We start from the raw sequence: 21,591 nt of genomic DNA on the forward strand, positions 1-21,591 counted from the left end.
CGCCCGCGCCGTTCGCTAGTCGGCCGTGACGCCCCAGTAGCCGATCTGCTCAGGGCGGCCGTCACGGTAGAGCACCGTGCAGTTTCCTTGGGCACGGCCCGGGAACTCCAGCCGCTCGGTATCGAGGGCGTCGCGCCACTCCTCGTAGGTGGGTCGGCCGTGGGGAGCCCACGCGCGCACTTCACCGTCAGTCAGCGGCCGCATGAACGGACCGTCGTCGGTGTCCGTGGCGTCGATCATGAGGGGGAAGTCCAGCACAGTGCACGTGCCGCCAGTGAAGATGTACTCCTGCCACGCCGGATCGCGCCACAGTTCTTCGACGGATCGGGCCAGGAAGCCGTGGTTGTCCTGTGCCAGGGTCTCTTCCTGGGCCTGCTGGAATGCGACCGTCAGGTCCTGCTGATACGGGCCCGCGTGACTCCATGCGTTGCCGCCCATCGCCGTCCCTCCCCGTCTGAACTGCTCGAACGCAACCGCAGGGTAGAAGACGGCGCCGACTGTCTCGAAGACCGGTATGACCTTGTGACAAGATCGCGGGATGCTGCGACTCACCGATTTCATTGTCGACTGCCCGGACACGATGAAGCTGGCGGCCTTCTACTCCGAGGTGACGGGCCGTCCGATCAAGGAAGGCAGCTCCGAGGACTGGGCCGGCATCCGGTTCGGCGAGATCGAGCTGGCGTTCATCCGGGTGGACGACTACCGCGCCCCGCAGTGGCCCGACACCGAGCATCCCAAGCAGTTCCACCTCGACTTCGAAGTGGACGAGATCGAGTCCGAGCAGCGCCGCGTCCTCGCCCTCGGCGCCACTCTGAGGCAGGACTTCATCGGCCCCGACGGCTACGGCTGGCAGGTCTACACCGACCCGGTCGGCCACCCCTTCTGCCTGTGCCGCAACAAGGGCGTCATCTGGACCGACCAGGGCCCGATCTGGCCCAAGCGTGACTAGTCGGGCGGGGGCATGACGTGTCGGATGCGTGCGCTTTGATGTGCAGGTGACTGTTCATGATGTCGCTCGACGTCTGCCTGAGCCAAGGGTTCTGCGTGAGCACTGCCGTTCCATGGCCGCGCTCGAGGCAGTCCTGAGTCCCGAGACCGCAGCTACTACCGTGCACCGGACTACGACTATCCCCTCGCCCTCGGGAAACTGGGCGACGGGCGCGACGTCGTCGTGCACTGCCCCGAGTCGTACAACGTGCTCCAGATCGAGGACGCGGCCGACGGCGAGCGGCTGACCGTCGGCGGACGCGAGCCGGAGGACGTCTTTCATTCCAGGCTCAGCCTGAGCCCCGACGGGCGCTTCCTGCTCTCGGTCGGCTGGATCTGGCAGCCTTTCGGGATCGCCCTGGTCTACGACACCGCGCTCGCGCCGGCCGACGCGAACAGCCTCGACGGCGAGGGCCTGCTGCCGGCCATGGCCGTCATGGGCGGTGAGGTCACGGCCGGCTGCTGGCTCGACGGTGACCGGCTGGTCCTGGCGACGGGTTCGGAGGAGTGGTACGACGACGAGGAGCTCGCACTCCCGCCGCGCCACCTCGGTGTGTGGTCCATGTCCGGGGGCCACTGGCTCCACCGCAGCCCCGTCCCCGATGCCGACCCGGGCGTGCTGCTCCTGGCCCGCGGCGATCAGGTCCTGTCCCTGCACGGCCACCCGCGGCTGCTGGACGCGGCCACCGGGCGCGTCGTCGCGGAGTGGCCCGAGGTCGGCGTACCCGTCAAGCCCACATGCTTCGGTCATCGCCGCGTGCCGACTCCCGTTGCCGCCCTCCATCCCGACGGCACCCGCCTGGCCGTCGCGCAGGCGGAGAGCATCGCTCTGATCGAGCTGCCGTGAACTCCGGTCGCCCGTTGGTTTCCCGCACAGATGTCCATGGTTTGGTCCGCCCGGAAGTGGTCAGGCGACCGGGATGCCTGAGCGGGACGCGTTCTTCGACAATGCAAAGTATCTGGCGATCGTGCTGGTCGCGGTCGGGCATGCGTGGGAGCCCCTGCGGGACGGGAGCCGGGGGGTGTCCGCGCTGTATCTGGTCGTGTACGCCTTCCACATGCCGGCGTTCATCGTCGTGTCGGGGTACTTCTCGCGGAACTTCGACGCCGGCCCTGAGCGGGTGCGGCGGCTGGTGACCGGGCTCGTCGTGCCGTATGTCGTGTTCGAGACGGCGTACACGTTCTTCACACGGTGGACCGATCAAGAACCGGACCGGGCCGTGAGTCTGCTGGATCCGCTCTATCTGACGTGGTTCCTGGTGGCGTTGTTCGTGTGGCGGTTGAGCACTCCGCTGTGGAGGCGGGTGAGGCAGCCGGTGCCGGTCGCGCTCGGTGTGGCGATGCTCGCCTCGCTCACCCCCTCCATCGGTGACGACCTCGACCTTCAGCGGGTTCTGCAGTTCCTGCCGTACTTCGTGCTGGGGCTCTGCCTTCGGCCGGAGCACTTCCGGCTGGTTCGCCGGCGGGCCGTGCGGGTGGCGGCCCTGCCGGTGTTCGCGTTCGCGCTCCTCCTCGCCTACTGGGCCGTGCCGCGGATGAGCGGGGCCTGGTTCTACCACCGGGACAGCGCGCAGGAGTTGGGGGCGCCCGCCTGGGCGGGGCCGGTGATGACGCTGGTCGCCTTCGGGTGTTCGCTGGTCCTGGTGGCGTGTTTCCTCGCCCTGGTGCCCGGACGGCGGACCTGGTTCACCGTGCTGGGCGCGGGGACGCTCTACGGCTATCTGCTGCACGGGTTCCTCGTCCAGGGCGCCCGGTTCTGGGGCTGGTACGGGCCCGCCTGGGTCCACGGGCCGCTCGGGGTGGGCGTGGTCGCCCTCGTCGCCGCCGCCGTCGTGTCGGCGCTGTGCGCCCCGCCCGTCCGGCGCGCCCTGCGGTGCGTCGTGGAGCCGGAGATGCGGTGGGCCTTCCGGCAGCGGGAGGCGGTGCCGGTTCAGGCGGGGCGCGTCTGACGGGCGCGTCGGGCGTACGCCGGGGTGGCGGGGCGGCGTCCCCCGCCACCCCGCGGCGGCTGCTGACCGTTCCGGCTCCGCCCTACTTCGACGCCCCCTTGGCCACCGACGGCACCGGGCTCGGCACCGTGGTCGGCTCCGCGGGGGCGGGGCTCGGCGCGTGTCCTGGAACGGAGGGCACCGGACTCGGCGCCGTCCCCGGGACCGAGGGCACCGGACTCGGCGCCGTCCCCGGCACGGAGGGCACCGGACTCGGCGCGGACGCCCCCTTTGACGGCACAGGTGACGGCACCGGTGACGGCACCGCCGAAGGCGCCCCGGACGGCACAAGCGACGGCACGGCCGACGGCACAGGCGACGGCGCCGTAGAAGGTACGGAAGTCGCCGCGGGCCTCGGCGTGGCCGAGCCCGTCGCCGCGCCCGCGACGGCCGCCCAGCCCGCCACGGCCACGGCGCTTCCCGCGAGGACGCCGATCAGCAGACGGCGGGTGGGTCGGATGCCATGACGGTTAGTCAAGACTGCTCCTTGGTAGTCGGGTTGGTTGCGTGAGAGGAGTACGGGGCACCGGCCGGGGCGGGTTGCACGCGGCGGGCGGAAACTTTTCTTCCGGGGGCGTGCAACCTCCCGGAGCGTCGCGCCGTACCTCTGAAGGACAGGTGTGATCGGTTCGGCGGAGGGTCGGGGCGGGTGCGGGAAGCAGTCCGGGAGCGGGAGTTCCGGGAGTTCGCCGAGGCCCGGCAGGGGCAGCTCAGACGCAGCGCGTATCTGCTGTGCGGGGACTGGCACCAGGCGCAGGACCTCACCCAGACGACGTTGATGAAGCTCTACGCCTCCTGGGGACGGGTCCGGCGCGACGGCAACGTCGAGGCCTACGCCCGTACGATCCTCACCCGCGTCTTCATCGACCAGTACCGCAAACGGGGTTGGCGGGAGGAGCCGACGGAGGAGGTGCCGGAGCCGATGTCCGCCGAGCCGCCGGTCACGCCCGAGCTGCGGCTGGTGATGCAGGCCGCGCTGATGGAACTGCCGCCCCGCTACCGGGCGGTGCTGGTACTGCGGTTCTGGGAGGACTGGAGCGTGGAGCAGACCGCCGAGGCGCTGCGCGTGACGCCGGGCACGGTCAAGAGCCAGAGCGCCCGCGGGCTGGTCCGGCTGCGGGGGCTCGTCGAGGGCCTGGCCGGCGAGACGAGCGGGAGGTGAGGTGGGAGGTGAGGAGGGAGATGTACGACAGCCACGACGAAGGTGACCGTCTGCGGGGTGCCTTCGAGGCCGTCCTCGACGGCTCGCGGGAGCCGGTCCTGCCCAGTGTCACCGATGCGGCGGTCGCGGGCGGGCGACGGATACGGCGGCGTCGTACGGCGGTCTCGGGTGCCGTGGGGGCGTTGGTCGCCGCTGTTCTCGCCGCCGGGGTCGTGGCCGCGCTGCCCGGTGCGGAACCCGGCCGCTCCTCGGTGCCGCTGGCCCCGGCGAGCAGTCCCCCGGCAGCCACCCCCGGCAGCCCGGACCCGGGGCGGCCGTCGGCGGTGCCTTCCCCACCGGAGGCCGTGCCGACGCCGGTGGGGACCGTTCCGTCGGGGACCGCGGCCGGTACCGCTCCCCGGCCGTCGCTGGCGCCTTGAGGGCCACAAGGGGCGTGCGGCCCGGAAGGGTGCGGGAGGCCGTGTGACAAGATGCTTCGGTCATGCCCCACCAGAAAGGGACGATTCCCATGTCCAGGGTCGAGCTGACCACTAATTTCGGCCGTATCGTCCTCGAGCTCGCCGACGCCGAGGCGCCCAAGACCGTCGAGAACTTCCTGAAGTACGTCGGCAACGGGCACTACGACGGCACGATCTTCCACCGGGTGATCGACGGCTTCATGGTCCAGGGCGGTGGCTTCACCCCGGACATGGTGCAGAAGCCCACGCTCGCGCCGGTCCCGAACGAGGCCGACAACGGTCTGAAGAACACCGCGTACACCGTGGCGATGGCGCGCACCAGCGACCCGCACTCGGCGACCGCGCAGTTCTTCATCAACGTCTCGGACAACGAGTTCCTCAACTTCACGGCCAAGAGCCCGAACGGGTGGGGCTACACCGTGTTCGGCAAGGTCGCCGAGGGCCAGGACGTCGTGGACCAGATCAAGGGCGTGCGGACCGGCAGCAGCCGCGGTCACGGTGACGTGCCGACGCAGCCGGTGATCATCGAGTCCGCGAAGGTCGTCGGCTGACCTCACCGGACGCCGGACGTGACCTGCGCGGTGCCCACGGCGGTGCGCGGGTCACGCGGACCGTTTGCGGGCGGTCGTCTTCTTGGCCGGGGTCTTCTTCGCGGCCGTCGTCTTCTTGGCGGACGCGGTCTTCTTCGTCCCCTGTGACGACCTCTGCGACGCCCCCTGGGCCGACTTCGCCGTGGTCTTCTTCGCGGCCGCCGTCTTCTTCGCGGTGGCGCTCTTGGCCGTCGACTTCTTCCCGCCGGTCTGCTTCGGCGCCGCTCGGGCCGACTTGCGCTGCGGCAGCTCTCTGACCTCCGCGGCCGGCTCCTCGCCCCGCGACTCCTTCGCCTCCCGCACGCTCTTCTCCAGCGCGGCCATCAGATCGAGGACCTTGCCGGCGCGGGCCTGCTCCGGGGCCTCCGGGGGTGCCTCGCCCGCGGCCTTCGCGGCGACGACCTCCTCCAGGGCCTCTCGGTACTCGTCGTGCAGTTCGTCGAGGTCGATCTCGCCGAGGGTGTCCATCAGGGCGTCGGCGAGGTCGAGTTCCTTGTCGCTGATGGTGACCTTGGTGTCGGGGGCGAGGCCCTCGGGCGCGCGGACCTCGTCCGGCCACAGCAGCCCGTGCAGGGCGATGGCGTCCTCGACCACGCGGAGCATGCCGAGGCGTTCGCGGCCGCGCAGCGCGTACTTGGCGATGGCCACCTTGTTGCTGCGCTTCAGCGCCTCCCTGAGCAGGGTGTACGGCTTGGCCGCGGGGGCGCCGCCCGCCTGGAGGTAGTACGACGCGTCCATCTGGAGGGGGTCGATCCGGTCGGCCGGCACGAAGGCGACGATCTCGATCGTCTTGGCCGTCGGGAGCGGCAGGTGGGACAGGTCCTCGTCCGTGATCGGGATGATGGTGCCGTCCGCGTCCTCGTACCCCTTGCCGATCTCCGACTGGCTGATCTCGCGGTCCTCCAGTTCGCAGACCTTGCGGTAGCGGACCCGGCCGCCGTCCTCGGTGTGGATCTGGCGGAAGGAGATCGAGTGGCTCTCGGTGGCGTTGACCAGCTTGATGGGGATGCTGACCAGACCGAAGGAGATGGCGCCGTTCCATATGGATCTCACCAGCAGCACCCTTTCTGGGGTATTACACCGTTTTGCCAGGTATGCGTGAGATTCTCATCGTATGACGCCGATCACTGAGGTGGAGGGGCGGCGGCTCGCGCTCAGCAATCTGGAGAAGGTGCTGTATCCGGCCACCGGCTTCACCAAGGGCGAGCTGCTGCACTACTACGCCACGACGGCCGAGGTGCTGCTCCCCCATCTGCGTGACCGTCCCGTCTCCTTCCTGCGCTATCCGGACGGTCCCGACGGTCAGGTGTTCTTCGCCAAGAACGTTCCGCCGGGTACGCCCGACTGGGTCACCACCGCCGAGGTGCCCCGCTCGGAGGGGCCGGCCCGGATGGTGCTCGTTCAGGACCTCGCGAGTCTGATGTGGGCCGCCAACCTGGTCACCGAGTTCCACACCCACCAGTGGCCCATCGGCACGCCCGACGAGGCCGACCGCCTGGTCCTCGACCTCGATCCGGGCCCGCCCGCGACGATCGTCGAGTGCTGCGAGGTCGCGCTCTGGCTCAGGGAACGGCTGGCGGCGGACGGCATCCCGGCGTACCCGAAGACCGCGGGGTCGAAGGGGCTGCATCTGCTGGCGGCCGTGCGGGGGGCGTCGCCGGATCAGGTGTCGGAGTACGCGAAGCAGCTGGCCGTGGAGGCGGAGCGGGCGATGCCGCGGCTGGCGCTGCACCGGATGACGCGGAACCTGCGGCCCGGGAAGGTCTTCGTCGACTGGAGCCAGAACGCTGCGCGCAAGACCACGGCGACGCCGTACACGTTGCGGGCGCGGGAGCGGCCGCTGGTGTCGGCGCCGGTGACGTGGAGCGAGGTCGAGGCGTGCGGGGCGCCTGGGCAGCTGGCCTTCGAGGCCGGGGACATGGGGGGTCGGCTCCAGGACTACGGTGATCTGCTCGCTCCGCTGTTGGATGGTGGGCGGGCGTCTCGGTTGCCGTAGGGGCGCGCGAGGGGGGTGCCGGGTCGGGTCGCGGGGCGGCTGCGGGGCGGTGGGGGCTGGTCGCGCAGTTCCCCGCGCCCCTGGGTGGGTGCGGTGGGCGGTGTTGAGACCTCGGGCAGGTCGTCGGGTGGCCGCGGGGCGGTGGGGGCCGGTCGCGCAGTTCCCCGCGCCCCTGGGTCGGTGCGGTGGGCGGTGTTGAGACCTCGGGCAGGTCGTCGGGTGGCCGCGGGGCGGTGGGGGCCGGTCGCGCCGTTCCCCGCGCCCCTGGGTCGGTGCGGTGGGCGCTGTTCAGACCTTGTCGTCGCCCCGGGCCCACACAGTCAGACCCTGCCCCAGGTATGGCGGTCCCGGGCCATCGCGTGCAGGGCCTCCACGTCTGCCGGTTTGAGGATGCCGCCCAGGCGGGCCAGGGCTTCGAGGTCCGTGTCGGTGAGGACGCGGACGCCACGGGGCGGGGCGGTGACCGTGACGGTTGCGGGGGCTACGAGGGCGAGGACCGGGTGGACCTCGGCCGTCAGGGCGTAGGAGGCGCGGTCGGCGTCGGCGCGCACGCGGCGCAGCAGCGGCTGGGCTTCGCGGCGGCCGAAGGCGACCGTCGGGTCGGTGACCGTGACCCGCTGTCTGCGGGCGTACAGCGCGTGCACGGCGAACAGTCCGCCGGGGCCGATCACCAGATGGTGGACGCGGTCGCCGCCGGGCAGCGGGACGGAGTGCAGGGTGTGCCAGCCCGCGCCGTCGAGACGGTCGAGGGCCTCGCCAACGGTCTGCTCGGCCTCCAGCGCGCGGCGACGGGGGTCACGGCGGAGCCGGTGGGCGGGCCCGGGGTCCCGGTCCAGGGCGACCTGGAGGGCCTCGCCCGGCCGGTTGGGCGCGAGGTCGTCGTCGGGGGCGAGGGAGAGCCGGGCCAGTTCGGCGGGCGTCGGCACCGGGGGCGGGCCCACGGCCACCGGGCCGGTCAGGAAGGGCCCGAGGGCGTCGAGCACGTCTTCTCTGCGGTCCTCGCTCAGCAGGTTGATCCGGGCCGCCTCACGGTCGTACCAGGCGATGTTCCTGCCGTCCGTGAGGCAGACGTACAGCCGTTCCTGACCATGGCGCCAGGTCGGTACGACGCGCAGTCCGCTCATGCACCATCACCCCATGGACCATGGGAACAGGCGGGGTGCTGCGCAGGCAAGAAGCCGGTTACCTTTGGGGTGAGTTGCAGTGACTTGCAGCGAGTTGCAGGGCTTGGGGAGGCGCTGTTGCGGACCCGCAGGAAGCAACCCGACGTACCGGCTCCGGACAGACCGTGGGACGAGATCGTGCCCGGGCTGTGGATGGGCGGCCATGAGTTCCAGGGCCTTTCCGGGCAACGGGAGTTCGCCGTCGTACGGGACGAGTTCGAGCTCGTGCAGACGCTGCTGCGGCTGCCGGGCCACGGCCCCGATCCCGGCGTCGAGCACCATGTGTGGCCGATTCCGGACGGCCCGCTGGACGGGACCCAGCTCGCGGGCGTGATCCGCCTGGCGCAGGCCGCGAGCGACGCACTGGACGAGGGCCGCAAGGTCCTCGTCCGCTGTTACCACGGCTACAACCGCTCGGGCCTGGTCGTGGCGCACGCCCTCGTCCGCCGGGGGCACACGGCCGACGCGGCGATCCGGCTGATCCGCGGCCGGCGCTCGCCGTGGGCGCTGCACAACGAGCTGTTCGTCGAGTATCTCCGGGCCGGACTGCCGACGGCCCGGCTGCTGGAGGAGCTGACCGAGTAGGCCCCCCGGGCCCACCGGACGGCAAAAAGGACGTCCGTACGAATAATGTGTACGGGGCCGACGCACCCCGACCGGCCCCGACCCCAGGAGCACAGAGCACAGTGCCACCCGCCCGCCGCGCCCCCCGTACGACCCGCGCCGTCGCCGCCGCCGCCGTCGCCCTGCTGTGCGGGGCCGCGGCGGGCTGCGGTGACGCGGGGGACCTGGTGGGCGCCGGCTCGACTCCGACCGCGATCAGCCCCGACCGGCTGTGGCCGCAGCTGACGCCCGCCTCCAGCCCGGCCTACGAGATCGGCGAGGTGGACTCGGAGGTGGTGGCAGGCGTGTCCGTACCCGGCGACGACATCCGCGGGGTGGATCCGGTCGCGCTCGTCCGCGCCGAGATCAAGGACGATCCCGGCAGCTACGCCGACGGCGGGTACGTCGGTACCGCCCGCCGGATGGCGGACTGCGGGAAGAAGGGCGCGGCCGGAAAGGGGTGTCCCGTCCTGCAGCCGTACTACCGCGACCTGACCGGTGACGGGCGCAAGGACCTGACGCTGGGGTTCCGGCAGCTGCCCGGCAGCGTCACCGCCGTGCGGGTGTACACCGTGGAGAAGCACCGGCTGGTGCGGGTGATGCACTGGGAGGACGCGCTCAGCGGGGTCGAGCTGGCCGGGCGGTCCGTGATCATCCGTTCGCCGTCGGAGGTGGCCGGATACGAGTACCGGCTCCAGTGGACCTGGGACCCGCGGCAGAAGTCGATGCTCCTGACCCATGACGAGATGCTGCCCACCGGCAGCCGTGCCCTCGGCAACGCGCGGAGCCCGGACCGGAACCCGGTGCAGAGCCCGGCACCCAGCCCCTCCGCGAGCGTGCGATGAGGCTCGCGCTGCCCCGCTGGTCCGGCACTCTGGCCGTCAAGGCGGCCGTGTTCATCACCGTGATGTGCTGCGCCCTGGCCGCGCTGCTCGGTGTCCTCGTGCATGTCTCGGTGACGAACCAGACCGTCGGCGAGGCCCGCCACCTGGCGCTGAGCCGGCTGAAGGAGGCGACCGAGGCGTACGAGGCCGGGGACACGCTGAGGTGGGACGCGGGCGTGGATCCGCCGGGCCTGCCGGTGCCGCTGCGGACGCTGGCGGTCGCCGGGGACCGCGGCACGATGGTCGGCATGCACCGCGGGCGCCCCACGATGTGGGCGGCCGGGCCGGTGGACGGGAACCGGGCGCTGGCCGTGGAGGTCGACTACGCGCAGGGCGCGCGGACGATCGCGGGCCTCGACCGGGCGATCCTGTGGTCGTCGTTGCCGGCGATCACGGCGACGCTGCTGGTGGGGGCGTTCGCGGTCACCCGGGTGACGAAGCGGCTGCACACGACCGCTCGGGTGGCCCGGCGGATCAGCGCGGGCGACCTGGACGCGCGCGTCGGCGATCCCCGTACGAAGGATCCGTCGCGGCCGCAGGACGAGGTGGCCGCGGTGGCGGCCGCGCTGGACACCATGGCGGGGTCGTTGCAGGGGAAGCTGCTGAGCGAGCAGCGGTTCACCGCCGATGTGGCCCATGAGCTGCGCACTCCGCTGACGGGGCTGCACGCGGCCGCCGAGCTGTTGCCGCCGGGCCGGCCGACGGAGCTGGTACGGGACCGGGTGGGGGCGTTGCGGACGCTGACGGAGGATCTGCTGGAGATCTCCCGGCTGGACACGGGGCGGGAGACGGTCGAGCTGGACACGGAGTGTCTGGCCGCGGTGGCCGAACGGGTGGTGCGGGCGTCCGGCACCGACACGGAGCTCGTCGTCGTGCGGGATCTCGCGGTGGAGACGGACCGGCGGCGGCTGGAGCGGGTGCTGGGGAACCTGGTGGCCAACGCGCACCGGCACGGGCGGGGTCCGGTGTCCGTGACGGTCGACGGGGCGGTGGTGACCGTCCGGGACCACGGGGACGGGTTTCCGGAGTATCTCGTCGCGCACGGGCCGCAGCGGTTCCGCACGGAGGGCGGGGCCCGGGGGCACGGTCTCGGGCTGACCATCGCCGTGGGGCAGGCGGAGGTGCTGGGGGCCCGGCTGGCGTTTTCGAACGCGGTGGACGGTGGGGCGGTCGCGACGCTGGTGTTGCGGTGACCGTCCGACCACCGGCCGGCGGGTTCACCTATGGCCCAGTGCGAAAGGCGACCCCCGTACAGGCGTCCTAACGTGGCGAATAGTCAGGTTTGCACCCCTCTCACGGAGGTCTCCCATGTCCCTGCGCTCCCGTTTCTGCATAGCCGTGACCGCCGGCGCCCTCACTGTCACCGCCTTCGCCGGGCCCGCAGTCGCCGGTGACGACCCGGGCGACTCCCGCAGCGACTTCGGGCAGAGCCAGAACCACAACGCGCGCCTGTACAAGGGCGTCGTGACGGCGAGTTCGCTGGCGCTGCGCAGTGCGCCCAACCGGGGCGGGCAGATCATCCGGTGGGCGGGCAGGGGCGAGATCGTCACGATCTTCTGCAAGACCAACGGCCAGAACATCCAGGGCAACCGCCAGTGGTACCTCCTCACGGACGGCACCTGGGCCTGGGGTGCGGCCAGGTACATCAGGACCATCGGGACCGCGCCACGCTGGTGCTGACATCCCGCGCGGGCTAGGCAGACATCACGCCCTATTTGGGTAAGTTCCGGACATGACCAAGGCCGGAACCGTCGTCGCCCCCGCGGACGCCCCCGCTCCCGCGGCACGCCTGCCCAGGCACCGTGGCATCGAACTGGCCCTCCTCGTCCTGGCCGTCCTGCTGTGTGTGTACGGCTACTGCGCTGTCGGCCTCGCCAAGCACGGCACCGTCCCGCCCGGCGCCGCCGGTTACGGCGCCGGGCTCGGCGTGCTCGCGCTGGTCGCCCATCTGGCGGTGCGTCTGAGGGCGCCGTACGCCGATCCGCTCCTGCTGCCGATCGGGGTGCTGCTCAACGGCCTGGGCCTGGTGCTGATCTACCGGCTCGACCTGGAGACCCCGGGCGACCGCGCGGCCCCCACCCAGCTCGTGTGGTCCACGGTCGGGGTGGCCCTGTTCATCGTGGTCGTGCTGATACTGCGCGACCACCGCGTGCTCCAGCGGTACGCCTACGTCTGTGTCGCCGCCGCGCTCGTCCTGCTGATCCTCCCGATCCTGTTCCCCTCGGTGAACGGCGCCCGCATCTGGATCCGGATCGCCGGGTTCTCCATCCAGCCGGGCGAGTTCGCCAAGGTGCTGCTCGCGGTGTTCTTCGCCGCGTACCTGGCCGCCAACCGCAACGCGCTCGCGTTCGCGGGCCGGCGGTTCTGGGGTCTGCAACTGCCCACCGGGCGGGTCCTCGGTCCGCTCCTGGCCATCTGGCTGATCAGCGTCGGGGTGCTGGTCCTGGAGCGGGACCTCGGCACCTCGCTGCTGTTCTTCGGCCTGTTCGTCGTCCTCCTCTACGTCGCCACCGGGCTCACCGGCTGGATCGCGCTGGGCCTGCTGCTGGCCGCCGTCGGCGCCTACGCCGTGGGCTGGCTGGAACCGCATGTGCACAGCAGGGTGGAGGACTGGCTGCACCCGTTCGCGTCGATCGAGGCGGGCCAGGGCCCCAACCAGCTCGCGCAGTCCCTGTTCGCCTTCGCGGCGGGCGGGGTCCTCGGCACCGGGCTCGGGCTCGGGCACTCCGTCCTGATCGGCTTCGCCGCCAAGTCGGACTTCATCCTGGCGACGGCCGGCGAGGAGCTGGGCCTCGCCGGCCTGTCCGCGATCTTCCTGCTGTACGGCCTTCTCGTGGAGCGCGGCTACCGGGCGGGCCTCGCCCTGCGCGACCCGTTCGGGCGGCTGCTGGCGACCGGCCTCGCCTCGATCGTGGCGCTCCAGGTGTTCGTGATCGCGGGCGGGGTCGGCGGACTGATCCCGCTCACCGGCATGGCGATGCCGTTCCTCGCGCAGGGCGGCTCGTCGGTCGTCACCAACTGGGCGATCGTCGCCCTGCTGATCCGGGTGAGCGACTCCGCCCGCGAACCGGAGGTCTCCTGATGGAGCAGGCCCCCCTCATGACCCGTTACATCCGGCACGCCGCCTGGTTCTGCGCCCTGCTGCTCATGGCGCTCCTCGTCAACGCCATCCGCGTCCAGGTCGTCCAGGCCCGCACCCACGAGGAGAACCCGGCCAACCGCCGCGAGACCATCGCCCGCTACGGCCGCGAGCGCGGCGACATCCTGGTCGGCGGGGAGCCGGTCACCGGATCCCGGGACACCGGGGAGCAGCTGCGCTACGAACGGACGTACACGGAGGGGCCGTTGTACGCGCCGGTGACCGGCTTCGCCTCCCAGGAGTACGGCACGGCCTTCCTCGAGCACACCGAGGACGCGGTCTTGTCGGGCTCGGACCCGCTGCTGACGCCGTTCCCGCTGTGGAACGACTTCACGAGGAGGCGCAGCCCGGGCGGAGACGTCGTCACGACGCTCGACAGGGCAGCGCAGAAGGCGGCCTTCCACGGGCTCGCCGGGCGCAAGGGCGCGGTGGCCGCGGTGGAACCGGCTACGGGACGGATCCTCGCCCTGGTGTCCTCGCCGTCGTACGACCCGGGAGCACTGTCCGGCAACGACGCCGGAGTGAACCGGTCCTGGGCGCGGCTCAACGGCGACCCGGACAAGCCGATGCTCAACCGGGCGGTACGGCAGACCTATCCGCCGGGTTCGACGTTCAAGGTGGTCACCGCGGCGGCCGCGCTGGACGCCGGTGTGATCACGGACGTGGACGCGCCGACCGACTCGCCGGCGCCGTACACCCTGCCGGGGACCCGGACCGCGCTGACCAACGAGTCGGACGGCTGCGAGGACCTGTCCCTGCGGGAGGCCTTCCGCTGGTCGTGCAACACGGTGTTCGCGAAGCTGGGGGTGGACGTGGGGGTGGGTGACATGACGGCGACCGCGCACGCCTTCGGCTTCAACGACTACGCGCTGCGGATCCCGTTCTCGGTGGCCCGGTCCACCTTCGACCCGACCGTCGACAAGGCGCAGCTGGCCCTGTCGTCGATCGGTCAGTACAACACCCGGGCGACCCCGCTCCAGATGGCCATGGTCTCGGCGGCCGTGGCCAACGGCGGGCAGGTCCGCACGCCCTATCTGGTGGAGCGGACGACCACGGACGGCGGTGCCACGGTGGCCACGGCGGCCACCGCGGGCTCGCGTCCGGTGCGGCAGGCGATGCATCCGGCGACGGCCGCGCAGTTGAAGGAGCTCATGACCCAGGTGGTCACCGAGGGCACCGGCACCAACGCCGCCATCCCCGGTGCCGTCGTGGGCGGCAAGACCGGCACCGCCCAGCACGGCGTCGGCAACGCCGGGACGCCCTACGCCTGGTTCGTGGCGTGGGCGCAGGGCGAACGGGACGTGGAGCCCAAGGTCGCGGTGGCCGTGGTGGTGGAGGACGCCTCGGCGGTCCGGGGAGAGATCACCGGGGGCGGGGTGGCGGCGCCGATCGCGCGGGCGGTGATGGAGGCGGTGCTCAACTCCAGGAAGTGAGACGGGGGTTGAGGGCGAACGAGGTGCCGACCTAACGTTCGGTCCATGACTGACGCCATCGCGTACCACCTCGCCCAGGTGAACATCGGCCGTCTCAAAGCCCCGCTGGACTCCGCGCAGTTGAAGGGCTTCGTCGACAACCTCGATCCCGTGAACGCCGACGCGGACGCCGCCGACGGATTCGTCTGGCGGCTGGAGGGCGATTCCGGCGACGCCACGGACATCGCCGTCTTCGGCGACGAGTGGCTGATCATCAACATGTCGGTGTGGCGGGACGCCGACGCGCTCACCGCGTACATGTACCAGGGCCGGCACCGCGAGATGCTCGCCCGCCGCAGGGAGTTCTTCGAGCGGGTCCAGGAGGCGATGGTGGCCCTGTGGTGGGTCCCGGCCGGCCACCGCCCCACGGTCGCCGAGGCGGAGTCCCGGCTGCTGCACCTGCGCACGAACGGGCCGACGCCGTACGCGTTCACGCTCCGGACCCCGCATCCGCCGCAGGGCGCGGCCCCGGCCACCGCCCTGGAACTCCCGGACGATCTGGGGTGCCCGGCCTAGGGTGCTTCTTCTGCCCCGTCATCCATCGAGCACGGGAAGCCGGTTCCGTGAAGGGTGCCCACTGGCTCCGCGTCCGCCGGCACCCCACGGCCTGATCCGAACGGCGGGGCCCAGGCCGTCAGCCGATCGGCTTGCGCATCTCCGAATGGACCTGGGCCGCCGTCGCCGCCGCCTTGTCCAGGTCGATCTCGGACGGGTCCGTGGTCGCCGTGGCCGTCACCAGTTCGGCCACGGCCGCGCCCGTGTTGCCGTCGCCCCAGGCGCAGACCGGGACCGTCAGCTCCGTACCGCCCTGATCCTTCGTGAGGACCTCGCAGGTGACGGTGGTCCCGTCGGCGCCGTCGGGGTGGAAGTCCTGCGCCGGTACGGCGATCTGGGAGCCCTCGCCCTCCGCCGCGCCGTTCAGCAGGCTCTCCCGCACCTTGTCGGGGTTCTTGAACCGCCCGTACATGCCCGAGACCACGAGCGTGCCCTTCGTCTCGTCACCGCCCAGGCTGTACTGCGCGACGGCGGCCTTCAGGTCCTTGTAACCCGAGGCTCCGACCGCCTGGTCCTCGATCGTCCGGGCGCCCTCGGAGTCGGAGAGGTCCTGGGCGAGTTCGTAGCGGCCGTCCAGCAGCGTCCTGGGCAGGTCGAGGGTGTACTCGGCATCGGGGTAGCCGGCACCGCTCGCCTCCTCCACCCCGCGCATGACCGAACCCGCCACCCCCAGGGCGACGAGTCCGCCCACGACGGCGAGGACCACCACGAGCGGACGCCTCTTCGAGGGCGGGGCGACAGGGGGAGGAGCACCCCAGCCGTACGGCTGCTGCTGCGGGGGGTACGGGTTGCCGTACGGCTGCTGCTGCGGCGGTACCGGCGGTGGGCCGTACGGCTGCTGCTGCGGGTAGGGCTGTGGCTGTGGCTGTGGCTGTGGCTGTGGCTGTGGCTGTGGCTGAGCGTACGGCCCGGAAGCGTAAGGCCCCTGCGGAGGCTGCTGGTTGTAGGGGTTCGGCTGGCCGTACGGGCTCTGAGGCGTGGACACGTCAGTACGTTACTCCACGTGAGCGGCCCCCTCCTCGATGGCCTCCGCGACCTCCGCCACCCGCTCCCGCTCCTCCGCCGCGAACCGCTCCGCGTCCAGCTTCTCGGCGATCTCCTCGTCCTGGGCCATGAGCAGGTCGAGGTTGGAGTCGCCCATCTCGAAGACGCCCATGTCGACGTAGGCCTGCTGGAGGCGTTTGCCCCACAGGCCGATGTCCTTGACGCAGGGGACGATCCGGGAGAACAGCAACTGGCGGAAGAGGGCGAGGAATTCGGACCGCTCGGCGTACTCCTCGGCCTCCGCCTTGGGGATGCCGAAGTTCTCCAGGACCTCGACCCCGCGCAGCCGGTCGCGCATCAGATGGCAGCCCTCGATGACGAACTCCTCGCGTTCGCGCAGTTCGGCGTCGGAGAGCTGCCGGTAGTAGTCGCGCAGTGCCATCCGCCCGAAGGCCACGTGCCGGGCCTCGTCCTGCATGACGTAGGCGAGGATCTGCTTGGGGAGCGGCTTGTCGGTGGTGTCGCGGATCATGCCGAACGCCGCCAGCGCGAGGCCCTCGATGAGGACCTGCATGCCGAGGTAGGGCATGTCCCAGCGCGAGTCGCTGAGCGTGTCGCCCAGCAGGGACTGGAGGTTGTCGTTGATCGGGTACAGCATCCCGATCTTCTCGTGCAGGAAACGGCCGTAGATCTCCGCGTGCCGGGCCTCGTCCATCACCTGGGTCGCCGAGTAGAGCTTGGCGTCGAGGTCGGGCACGGACTCCACGATCCGCGCGGCGCACACCATCGCGCCCTGCTCACCGTGCAGGAACTGGCTGAACTGCCAGGAGGCGAGGTGCTTGCGGAGCTCGCCCTTGTCCTTGTCGGAGAACTTCGCCCAGTACTTGGTGCCGTAGACGGAGATGGCCTCGTCGGGGGTGCCGAGGGGGTCGTACGGATCGACCTCCAGGCTCCAGTCGATGCGCTTCTGCCCGTCCCACTGCTTGTCCTTGCCCTTCTGGTACAGGGCGAGCAGGCAGTCGCGGCCGTCGTCGTATTCCCAGCTGAAACGGGCCTTGCCCGTCGCCGGTACCTGCCAGTGGGGGTCCCCGGGATCCGTGGTGTACAGGTCGAAAGTCGGCATGTCCCGCAGGCTGCCCCTTTGTAGACGCCGGGTCAACAAGTCGTGCGTGAGGGATTGACGGGCTTGCTGACAGGCAGTCTCATAAGAGCCATGACGAGTCTGACAGAAGTCGACGCGCTCGCGGGGCTGCGTGACGCGCTCGGTCTGCTCAAGGACCGGGAGCAGGTCGCCGAGCGGCTGCTCGACTCCTCCAGGAAGCACTCCTTCGACCCGGACGAGGAACTGGACTGGGACGCGCCCTTCGAGGAGGGCAAGTGGTTCTGGCCGCCGGAACTGGTCTCGCTCTACGACACCCCGATGTGGAAGCGGATGAGCGAGGAACAGCGGATCCTGCTCTCCCGGCACGAGGCCGCGGCGCTGGCCTCGCTGGGGATCTGGTTCGAGATCATCCTCATGCAGCTGCTGTGCCGTCACATCTACGACAAGGCGGCCACGAGCGCCCATGTGCGGTACGCGCTCACCGAGATCGAGGACGAGTGCCGGCACTCGAAGATGTTCGCGCGGCTGATCACCCGGGGCGACACGCCCTGGTATCCGGTCAGCCGGGCCCACCAGCAGCTCGGGCGGCTGTTCAAGACGATCTCCACGACTCCGGGATCCTTCACGGCGACGCTGCTGGGTGAGGAGATCCTCGACTGGATGCAGCGGCTGACGTTCCCGGACGAGCGGGTGCAGCCACTGATCCGGGGGGTGACGCGGATCCATGTCGTCGAGGAGGCGCGGCACGTCCGCTACGCCCGCGAGGAGCTGCGGCGGCAGATGGTCTCCGCTCCGCGGTGGTCGCAGGAGTTCACACGGGTCACCTCCGGTGAGTTCGCGCGGGTGTTCTCCGTGGCGTTCGTGAATCCCGAGGTGTACACGAACGTCGGCCTGGACCAGCGGGAGGCGTTGGCGCAGGTGAAGGCGAGTGGGCATCGGCGGGAGGTCATGCAGACCGGCGCGAAGAGGCTGACCGACTTCCTGGACGACATCGGGGTGCTGCGGGGTGTCGGGCGACGGCTGTGGAGGTCGTCGGGGCTGCTTGCTTGATGTCGGCTGCGGGCCGGTGGGGGCTGGTCGCGCAGTTCCCCGCGCCCCTGAGTGGGTGCAGTCGGAGCATGCCCAGCTGTACCCACCTAGGGGCGACTACGCTTCGAGGCATGACCCCATCCGCGCCCGCCTACCGCAGACTCGGCGTCGAGGAGCGACGCAGTCAGCTTCTCGAGGCCGCCCTCGGGCTCTTCGCGCACCGCGCACCCGAGGACGTCTCCCTCGACGACGTGGCGGAAGCGGCCGGAGTCTCCCGTCCCCTCGTCTACCGGTACTTCCCCGGCGGCAAGCAGCAGCTCTACGAGGCCGCGCTCCGGTCCGCCGCCGACGAGCTGGAGCAGTGCTTCGACGAGCCCCTGGACGGCCCCCTCCTGATCCGCCTCTCCCGCGCCCTGGACCGCTACCTCGCCTTCGTCGACGAGCACGACGCCGGTTTCAGCGCCCTGCTCCAGGGCGGCAGTGTCGTCGGGACGTCCCGGACCACCGCCATCGTCGACGGCGTACGGCGGGCCGCCGCCGAGCACATCCTGAACCACCTCGGCGTCAGCGAACCCGGCCTGCGGCTGCGCATGACCGTACGGATGTGGATCACCGCGGTGGAGGCGGCCTCCCTGATCTGGCTCGACGAGGGCAAGCAGCCCCCGGTCGAGGAGCTGCGGGACTGGCTGGTCGAGCAGTTCGCCGCCGTGCTCTCGGTGACCGCGAACCGCGACCCGCAGACCGCCGCGCTGGTCACGGCCCTCGCGGCGGATGTCTGACACTGGAGCCGTGAAGAGCGAAGACACCCCCTTCGAGGGCGGCTCCATGGACGGCCGGGTGCTGCCCGTGCTGCTGGGGCCGACCGGACATCCGCCGAAGACGTACCGCATCCCCGTCCCCGACGCGGCCGGCGGCCCGCCCACCGTGCTGGTGTACCGCCGTGTGCCGAGGGGCCACACCAAGCTGGGGATCCAGAAGGGGTGGAAGTACGAGTACGACCCCGAGGGGAAGGCGGGCGACCGGCTGAAGTGGCCGTGGTCCAGGCCCGACGGGCCGGCTGACACCGACGGGTGACGAGGTTGGGCCGATCCGCCCACCCGGCGCGCGAGGACGCCGGCGCCGCCTGATGCTCGCCGTGCGGAACAGAGGGGCTGCTCCGCACGGGAGGTGATGACGTGTCAGGAAGGCTTCTGCGTCTGGTGTGTACGGCGGCGGTGGCGGCCGGCACCGCCCTCGCACCGCTGCCGGCCGAGGCCGTACCGGAACCGCAGCCGCGGGAGCGCTCCGTCGCCGATCTGCTGACGGACCTTCAGAGGCTGTACCGGGAGGCCGAGGCGGCCACCGAGACCTACAACGCCACCGAGGAGAAGCTGAGGGAGAAGCGGGCCGAGGTGAACCGCCTCGACACCGCGCTGTCCCGGGCCCGGCTCTCCCTGCACGACAGCCGGGGTGCCGCGGGACGGCTGGCCCGGCAGCAGTACCAGAGCAGCAGCACCGACATCTCGCCGTACGTGCGCCTGCTGCTCGCCCGCGACCCCCAGCACGCTCTCGAACAGGGCCATGTCATCGGCCAGTTGGCGCGGGAGCGGGCCCAGCGGGTGGGCCGGCTGACCGGCGCCGAGCAGCGTGCCGACGAACTCGCCCGCACGGCGCGCAAGGCACTCGACGACCAGCTCACGCTCGCCGCCCGGCAGAAGAGGGACCGGGACGCCGTACGGAAGAAGCTCGCCGGCGTGGAGGAGCTCCTCGCCTCGCTCACCCCCGAACAGCTCACCAGGCTGGCCGAGTTCGAGGAGAAGGGTGTCGAGAAAGCGCAGCAGGAGCTGACCACCTCGGGAGCCCTCGGCGAGGCCGAGCGGAAACCGTCCGGGAAGGGCGAGACGGCCCTGCGGTACGCCCGGCGGCAGCTGGGGAAGCCGTACGAGTGGGGCGCGGAGGGGCCGAAGACATACGACTGCTCGGGTCTGGCGTCCAGGGCGTGGGCGTACGCCGGCACTCCGATCCCCAGGACCAGCCAGGAGCAGTGGGCGCGGCTCCCGAGGATCCCCCTCAAGCGGCTGCGCCCCGGTGACCTGGTGATCTACTTCCCCGAGGCCACGCATGTGGCGATCTACGTGGGCCGGGGCCAGGTGATCGAGGCCCCGAGAACGGGCGAGAGGATCAGGATCTCCCCGATCGCGGCCCACCCGGTCCTCGGAGCCGTGCGTCCGGATCAGCCGCCCGCCACCGACGCCACGTAAGCCGCCGCCTTGTCCGGCTCGTAGAAGTAGTCCTCGAAGTCGGCGGGGTTGTCGAAGCCGTTGGCGAAGCGGTCCGCGACCGGCTGCAACTGGCCTGCCGCGCCGATGAGGTCGAGGATGTGCTCCGGCGGGGGCGCCAGCATCGCGTTGGTCCACTTGGTGACGTGCTGGGCGGTGGCCCAGTACCGCTCGAACGTCGCCCGCATCCACTCCCCGTCGAACTCCTTCTCGCCGTGTTCGAGGATCGACGCGAGATAGGAGGCCGCGCACTTGGACGCCGAGTTGGAGCCCTGCCCGGTGATCGGGTCGTTGGCGACGACGACGTCGGCCACGCCCAGGACCAGTCCCCCACCGGGCAGGCGGCCTATCGGATTGCGCACGGTGGGCGCGTAGCGGCCGGCCAGCGTGCCGCCGGCGTCGGTGAGTTCGACGTTCGTGGCGCGCGCGTACTCCCAGGGCAGGAACGTCTCCATGAGTTCCAGGGTCAGGGAGAGGTGCTGCGCCGGGTCCTTCACGCCGTTGAAGACGTCGAGCGGGCCGCCGGGTATGCCCTCCCAGAAGAGGATGTCGGCGCGCCCTGAGGTGGTGAGCGTCGGCATGACGAACAGTTCGCCGACCCCGGGGACGAGGTTGCAGCGGACGGCCTCGGTGTCGGGGTGCTCGGGGCGGGGGCCCAGACCGTGGACGTAGGAGACGGCGAGCGCGCGCTGCGGCTCGCTGTAGGGGGAGCGCTGCGGGTCGCGGGCGAACATCGACACCAGCTCGCCCTTGCCCGCCGAGACCAGCACGAGGTCGTACGTACGGGAGAAGTAGTCGAGGTCGCCGACGGCCGCGCCGTGGATGACGAGCTGGCCGCCGCGCTGGGCGAAGGTCTCCATCCAGCCGGCCATCTTCACGCGCTGGTCGACCGACTGCGCGTACCCGTCGAGGGTGCCCAGCCAGTCGATCGCGCGCTGCGAGGGCCCGGGGTCGAACGAGCCGGGGGCCGCCACCGAGACGCCGAGCCCCTCGATCTTCGGGGCCTGGGACTCCCAGAAGTTCAGCTGGAGATCGCGCTCGTGCTGGAGTGCCGTGTGGAACATGCACTGCGTCGACATGACCCGGCCGCTGCGGATCTCGTCCGCCGTCCGGTTGGACATCAGGGTGACCTCGTACCCGTGCGACTGGAGGCCGAGGGCGAGCTGGAGTCCGGACTGGCCGGCTCCGACGACGAGTATCTTCCGCATGCGGGTGATGGCT

Annotated in this window: 25 protein-coding genes; 19 read left to right on the forward strand and 6 right to left on the reverse strand. The window is 71.2% G+C overall.

The window, feature by feature from the left end; genetic code table 11:
* Positions 1 to 15: 15 nt before the first annotated feature.
* A complete protein-coding gene (locus ACFYZ8_RS11500) occupies positions 16 to 552 on the reverse strand; it encodes a hypothetical protein (protein WP_388534504.1) in 537 nt (178 codons plus the stop codon).
* Between ACFYZ8_RS11500 and ACFYZ8_RS11505 the strand changes: the two genes are divergently transcribed.
* The 7 genes from ACFYZ8_RS11505 (at position 539) to ACFYZ8_RS11535 (ending at position 5,146) form a co-directional block, all read left to right on the forward strand.
* Positions 539 to 949: a VOC family protein gene (locus tag ACFYZ8_RS11505; RefSeq protein ID WP_359033625.1), complete on the forward strand. Its 411-nt coding sequence runs from the start codon at positions 539 to 541 to the stop codon at positions 947 to 949. The two genes, ACFYZ8_RS11500 and ACFYZ8_RS11505, sit on opposite strands and share 14 nt — an antisense overlap.
* A 222-nt stretch (positions 950 to 1,171) precedes the next feature.
* A complete protein-coding gene (locus ACFYZ8_RS11510; RefSeq protein ID WP_388534507.1) occupies positions 1,172 to 1,834 on the forward strand; it encodes a hypothetical protein in 663 nt (220 codons plus the stop codon).
* Between the two features lie 73 nt (positions 1,835 to 1,907).
* On the forward strand, positions 1,908 to 2,936 hold the full coding sequence (locus ACFYZ8_RS11515) for an acyltransferase family protein (RefSeq protein WP_388534509.1): 1,029 nt from the start codon (positions 1,908 to 1,910) through the stop codon (positions 2,934 to 2,936).
* Between the two features lie 98 nt (positions 2,937 to 3,034).
* Positions 3,035 to 3,442 carry a hypothetical protein gene (locus ACFYZ8_RS11520; RefSeq protein ID WP_388534512.1) on the forward strand — a complete coding sequence of 136 codons (408 nt, stop codon included), beginning with the start codon at positions 3,035 to 3,037 and terminating at the stop codon, positions 3,440 to 3,442.
* 182 nt (positions 3,443 to 3,624) lie between these two features.
* Positions 3,625 to 4,137 (forward strand): SigE family RNA polymerase sigma factor, encoded by a 513-nt coding sequence (locus tag ACFYZ8_RS11525; RefSeq protein ID WP_388534514.1) that lies wholly within the window; start codon positions 3,625 to 3,627, stop codon positions 4,135 to 4,137.
* A 20-nt stretch (positions 4,138 to 4,157) separates the two neighbouring features.
* The gene (locus ACFYZ8_RS11530; RefSeq protein ID WP_359033635.1) at positions 4,158 to 4,556 is read left to right on the forward strand and encodes a hypothetical protein; all 399 of its coding nucleotides are present in this window, start codon (positions 4,158 to 4,160) and stop codon (positions 4,554 to 4,556) included.
* An 89-nt stretch (positions 4,557 to 4,645) separates the two neighbouring features.
* Positions 4,646 to 5,146 carry a peptidylprolyl isomerase gene (locus ACFYZ8_RS11535; protein WP_388534517.1) on the forward strand — a complete coding sequence of 167 codons (501 nt, stop codon included), beginning with the start codon at positions 4,646 to 4,648 and terminating at the stop codon, positions 5,144 to 5,146.
* Between the two features lie 51 nt (positions 5,147 to 5,197).
* On the opposite strand, the gene ACFYZ8_RS11540 is transcribed toward ACFYZ8_RS11535, so the two are convergent.
* Positions 5,198 to 6,238, reverse strand: a complete 1,041-nt coding sequence (locus tag ACFYZ8_RS11540; protein WP_359033637.1) for a Ku protein — start codon at positions 6,236 to 6,238, stop codon at positions 5,198 to 5,200.
* Between the two features lie 61 nt (positions 6,239 to 6,299).
* On the opposite strand from ACFYZ8_RS11540, the gene ligD reads away from it, so the two are divergent.
* Positions 6,300 to 7,181 (forward strand): non-homologous end-joining DNA ligase, encoded by an 882-nt coding sequence (ligD, locus tag ACFYZ8_RS11545; protein ID WP_388534520.1) that lies wholly within the window; start codon positions 6,300 to 6,302, stop codon positions 7,179 to 7,181.
* A gap of 320 nt (positions 7,182 to 7,501) precedes the next feature.
* Here the strand turns inward: ligD and ACFYZ8_RS11550 are convergent, their stop codons facing one another.
* Entirely contained in the window at positions 7,502 to 8,305 is an 804-nt protein-coding gene (locus ACFYZ8_RS11550; protein ID WP_388534523.1) for a nuclease-related domain-containing protein, read from the reverse strand.
* 117 nt (positions 8,306 to 8,422) lie between these two features.
* On the opposite strand from ACFYZ8_RS11550, the gene ACFYZ8_RS11555 reads away from it, so the two are divergent.
* The 7 genes from ACFYZ8_RS11555 (at position 8,423) to ACFYZ8_RS11585 (ending at position 14,958) form a co-directional block, all read left to right on the forward strand.
* Positions 8,423 to 8,929: a dual specificity protein phosphatase family protein gene (locus tag ACFYZ8_RS11555; RefSeq protein WP_359033643.1), complete on the forward strand. Its 507-nt coding sequence runs from the start codon at positions 8,423 to 8,425 to the stop codon at positions 8,927 to 8,929.
* A gap of 101 nt (positions 8,930 to 9,030) precedes the next feature.
* Positions 9,031 to 9,792: a hypothetical protein gene (locus tag ACFYZ8_RS11560; RefSeq protein ID WP_388534526.1), complete on the forward strand. Its 762-nt coding sequence runs from the start codon at positions 9,031 to 9,033 to the stop codon at positions 9,790 to 9,792.
* Complete coding sequence (locus tag ACFYZ8_RS11565; RefSeq protein ID WP_388534529.1) at positions 9,789 to 11,024, forward strand: ATP-binding protein; 1,236 nt, start codon at positions 9,789 to 9,791, stop codon at positions 11,022 to 11,024. Before ACFYZ8_RS11560 ends, ACFYZ8_RS11565 begins: the two co-directional genes overlap by 4 nt.
* Before the next feature lie 115 nt (positions 11,025 to 11,139).
* Positions 11,140 to 11,511: an SH3 domain-containing protein gene (locus ACFYZ8_RS11570; RefSeq protein WP_388534532.1), complete on the forward strand. Its 372-nt coding sequence runs from the start codon at positions 11,140 to 11,142 to the stop codon at positions 11,509 to 11,511.
* Between the two features lie 52 nt (positions 11,512 to 11,563).
* Complete coding sequence (locus ACFYZ8_RS11575; RefSeq protein WP_388534535.1) at positions 11,564 to 12,913, forward strand: FtsW/RodA/SpoVE family cell cycle protein; 1,350 nt, start codon at positions 11,564 to 11,566, stop codon at positions 12,911 to 12,913.
* Between the two features lie 17 nt (positions 12,914 to 12,930).
* The gene (locus ACFYZ8_RS11580) at positions 12,931 to 14,403 is read left to right on the forward strand and encodes a penicillin-binding transpeptidase domain-containing protein (RefSeq protein WP_388534538.1); all 1,473 of its coding nucleotides are present in this window, start codon (positions 12,931 to 12,933) and stop codon (positions 14,401 to 14,403) included.
* Between the two features lie 45 nt (positions 14,404 to 14,448).
* Positions 14,449 to 14,958, forward strand: a complete 510-nt coding sequence (locus tag ACFYZ8_RS11585) for a DUF3291 domain-containing protein (protein ID WP_359033655.1) — start codon at positions 14,449 to 14,451, stop codon at positions 14,956 to 14,958.
* A gap of 118 nt (positions 14,959 to 15,076) precedes the next feature.
* Here the strand turns inward: ACFYZ8_RS11585 and ACFYZ8_RS11590 are convergent, their stop codons facing one another.
* Together ACFYZ8_RS11590 and ACFYZ8_RS11595 are read right to left on the reverse strand one after the other, a co-directional pair.
* Positions 15,077 to 15,982 carry a hypothetical protein gene (locus ACFYZ8_RS11590; RefSeq protein WP_388534541.1) on the reverse strand — a complete coding sequence of 302 codons (906 nt, stop codon included), beginning with the start codon at positions 15,980 to 15,982 and terminating at the stop codon, positions 15,077 to 15,079.
* Positions 15,983 to 15,991: 9 nt separating this feature from the next.
* Entirely contained in the window at positions 15,992 to 17,104 is a 1,113-nt protein-coding gene (locus ACFYZ8_RS11595) for a ferritin-like domain-containing protein (protein ID WP_388534543.1), read from the reverse strand.
* Positions 17,105 to 17,194: 90 nt separating this feature from the next.
* Between ACFYZ8_RS11595 and ACFYZ8_RS11600 the strand changes: the two genes are divergently transcribed.
* The 4 genes from ACFYZ8_RS11600 (at position 17,195) to ACFYZ8_RS11615 (ending at position 20,352) form a co-directional block, all read left to right on the forward strand.
* Positions 17,195 to 18,133, forward strand: coding sequence for a diiron oxygenase (locus ACFYZ8_RS11600; protein WP_388534546.1), 939 nt, complete (start codon positions 17,195 to 17,197; stop codon positions 18,131 to 18,133).
* A 110-nt stretch (positions 18,134 to 18,243) separates the two neighbouring features.
* The gene (locus ACFYZ8_RS11605; RefSeq protein WP_359033661.1) at positions 18,244 to 18,891 is read left to right on the forward strand and encodes a TetR/AcrR family transcriptional regulator; all 648 of its coding nucleotides are present in this window, start codon (positions 18,244 to 18,246) and stop codon (positions 18,889 to 18,891) included.
* A complete protein-coding gene (locus tag ACFYZ8_RS11610) occupies positions 18,884 to 19,186 on the forward strand; it encodes a hypothetical protein (RefSeq protein ID WP_388534549.1) in 303 nt (100 codons plus the stop codon). Before ACFYZ8_RS11605 ends, ACFYZ8_RS11610 begins: the two co-directional genes overlap by 8 nt.
* A gap of 101 nt (positions 19,187 to 19,287) precedes the next feature.
* Positions 19,288 to 20,352, forward strand: coding sequence for an NlpC/P60 family protein (locus ACFYZ8_RS11615; protein ID WP_388534552.1), 1,065 nt, complete (start codon positions 19,288 to 19,290; stop codon positions 20,350 to 20,352).
* Here the strand turns inward: ACFYZ8_RS11615 and ACFYZ8_RS11620 are convergent.
* Complete coding sequence (locus tag ACFYZ8_RS11620) at positions 20,325 to 21,578, reverse strand: styrene monooxygenase/indole monooxygenase family protein (protein WP_359033667.1); 1,254 nt, start codon at positions 21,576 to 21,578, stop codon at positions 20,325 to 20,327. The two genes, ACFYZ8_RS11615 and ACFYZ8_RS11620, sit on opposite strands and share 28 nt — an antisense overlap.
* Positions 21,579 to 21,591: the final 13 nt, after the last annotated feature.

Origin of the sequence: Streptomyces sp. NPDC001668 (genome assembly GCF_042893155.1) — a bacterium.
Taxonomy (GTDB): Bacteria; Actinomycetota; Actinomycetes; order Streptomycetales; family Streptomycetaceae; genus Streptomyces.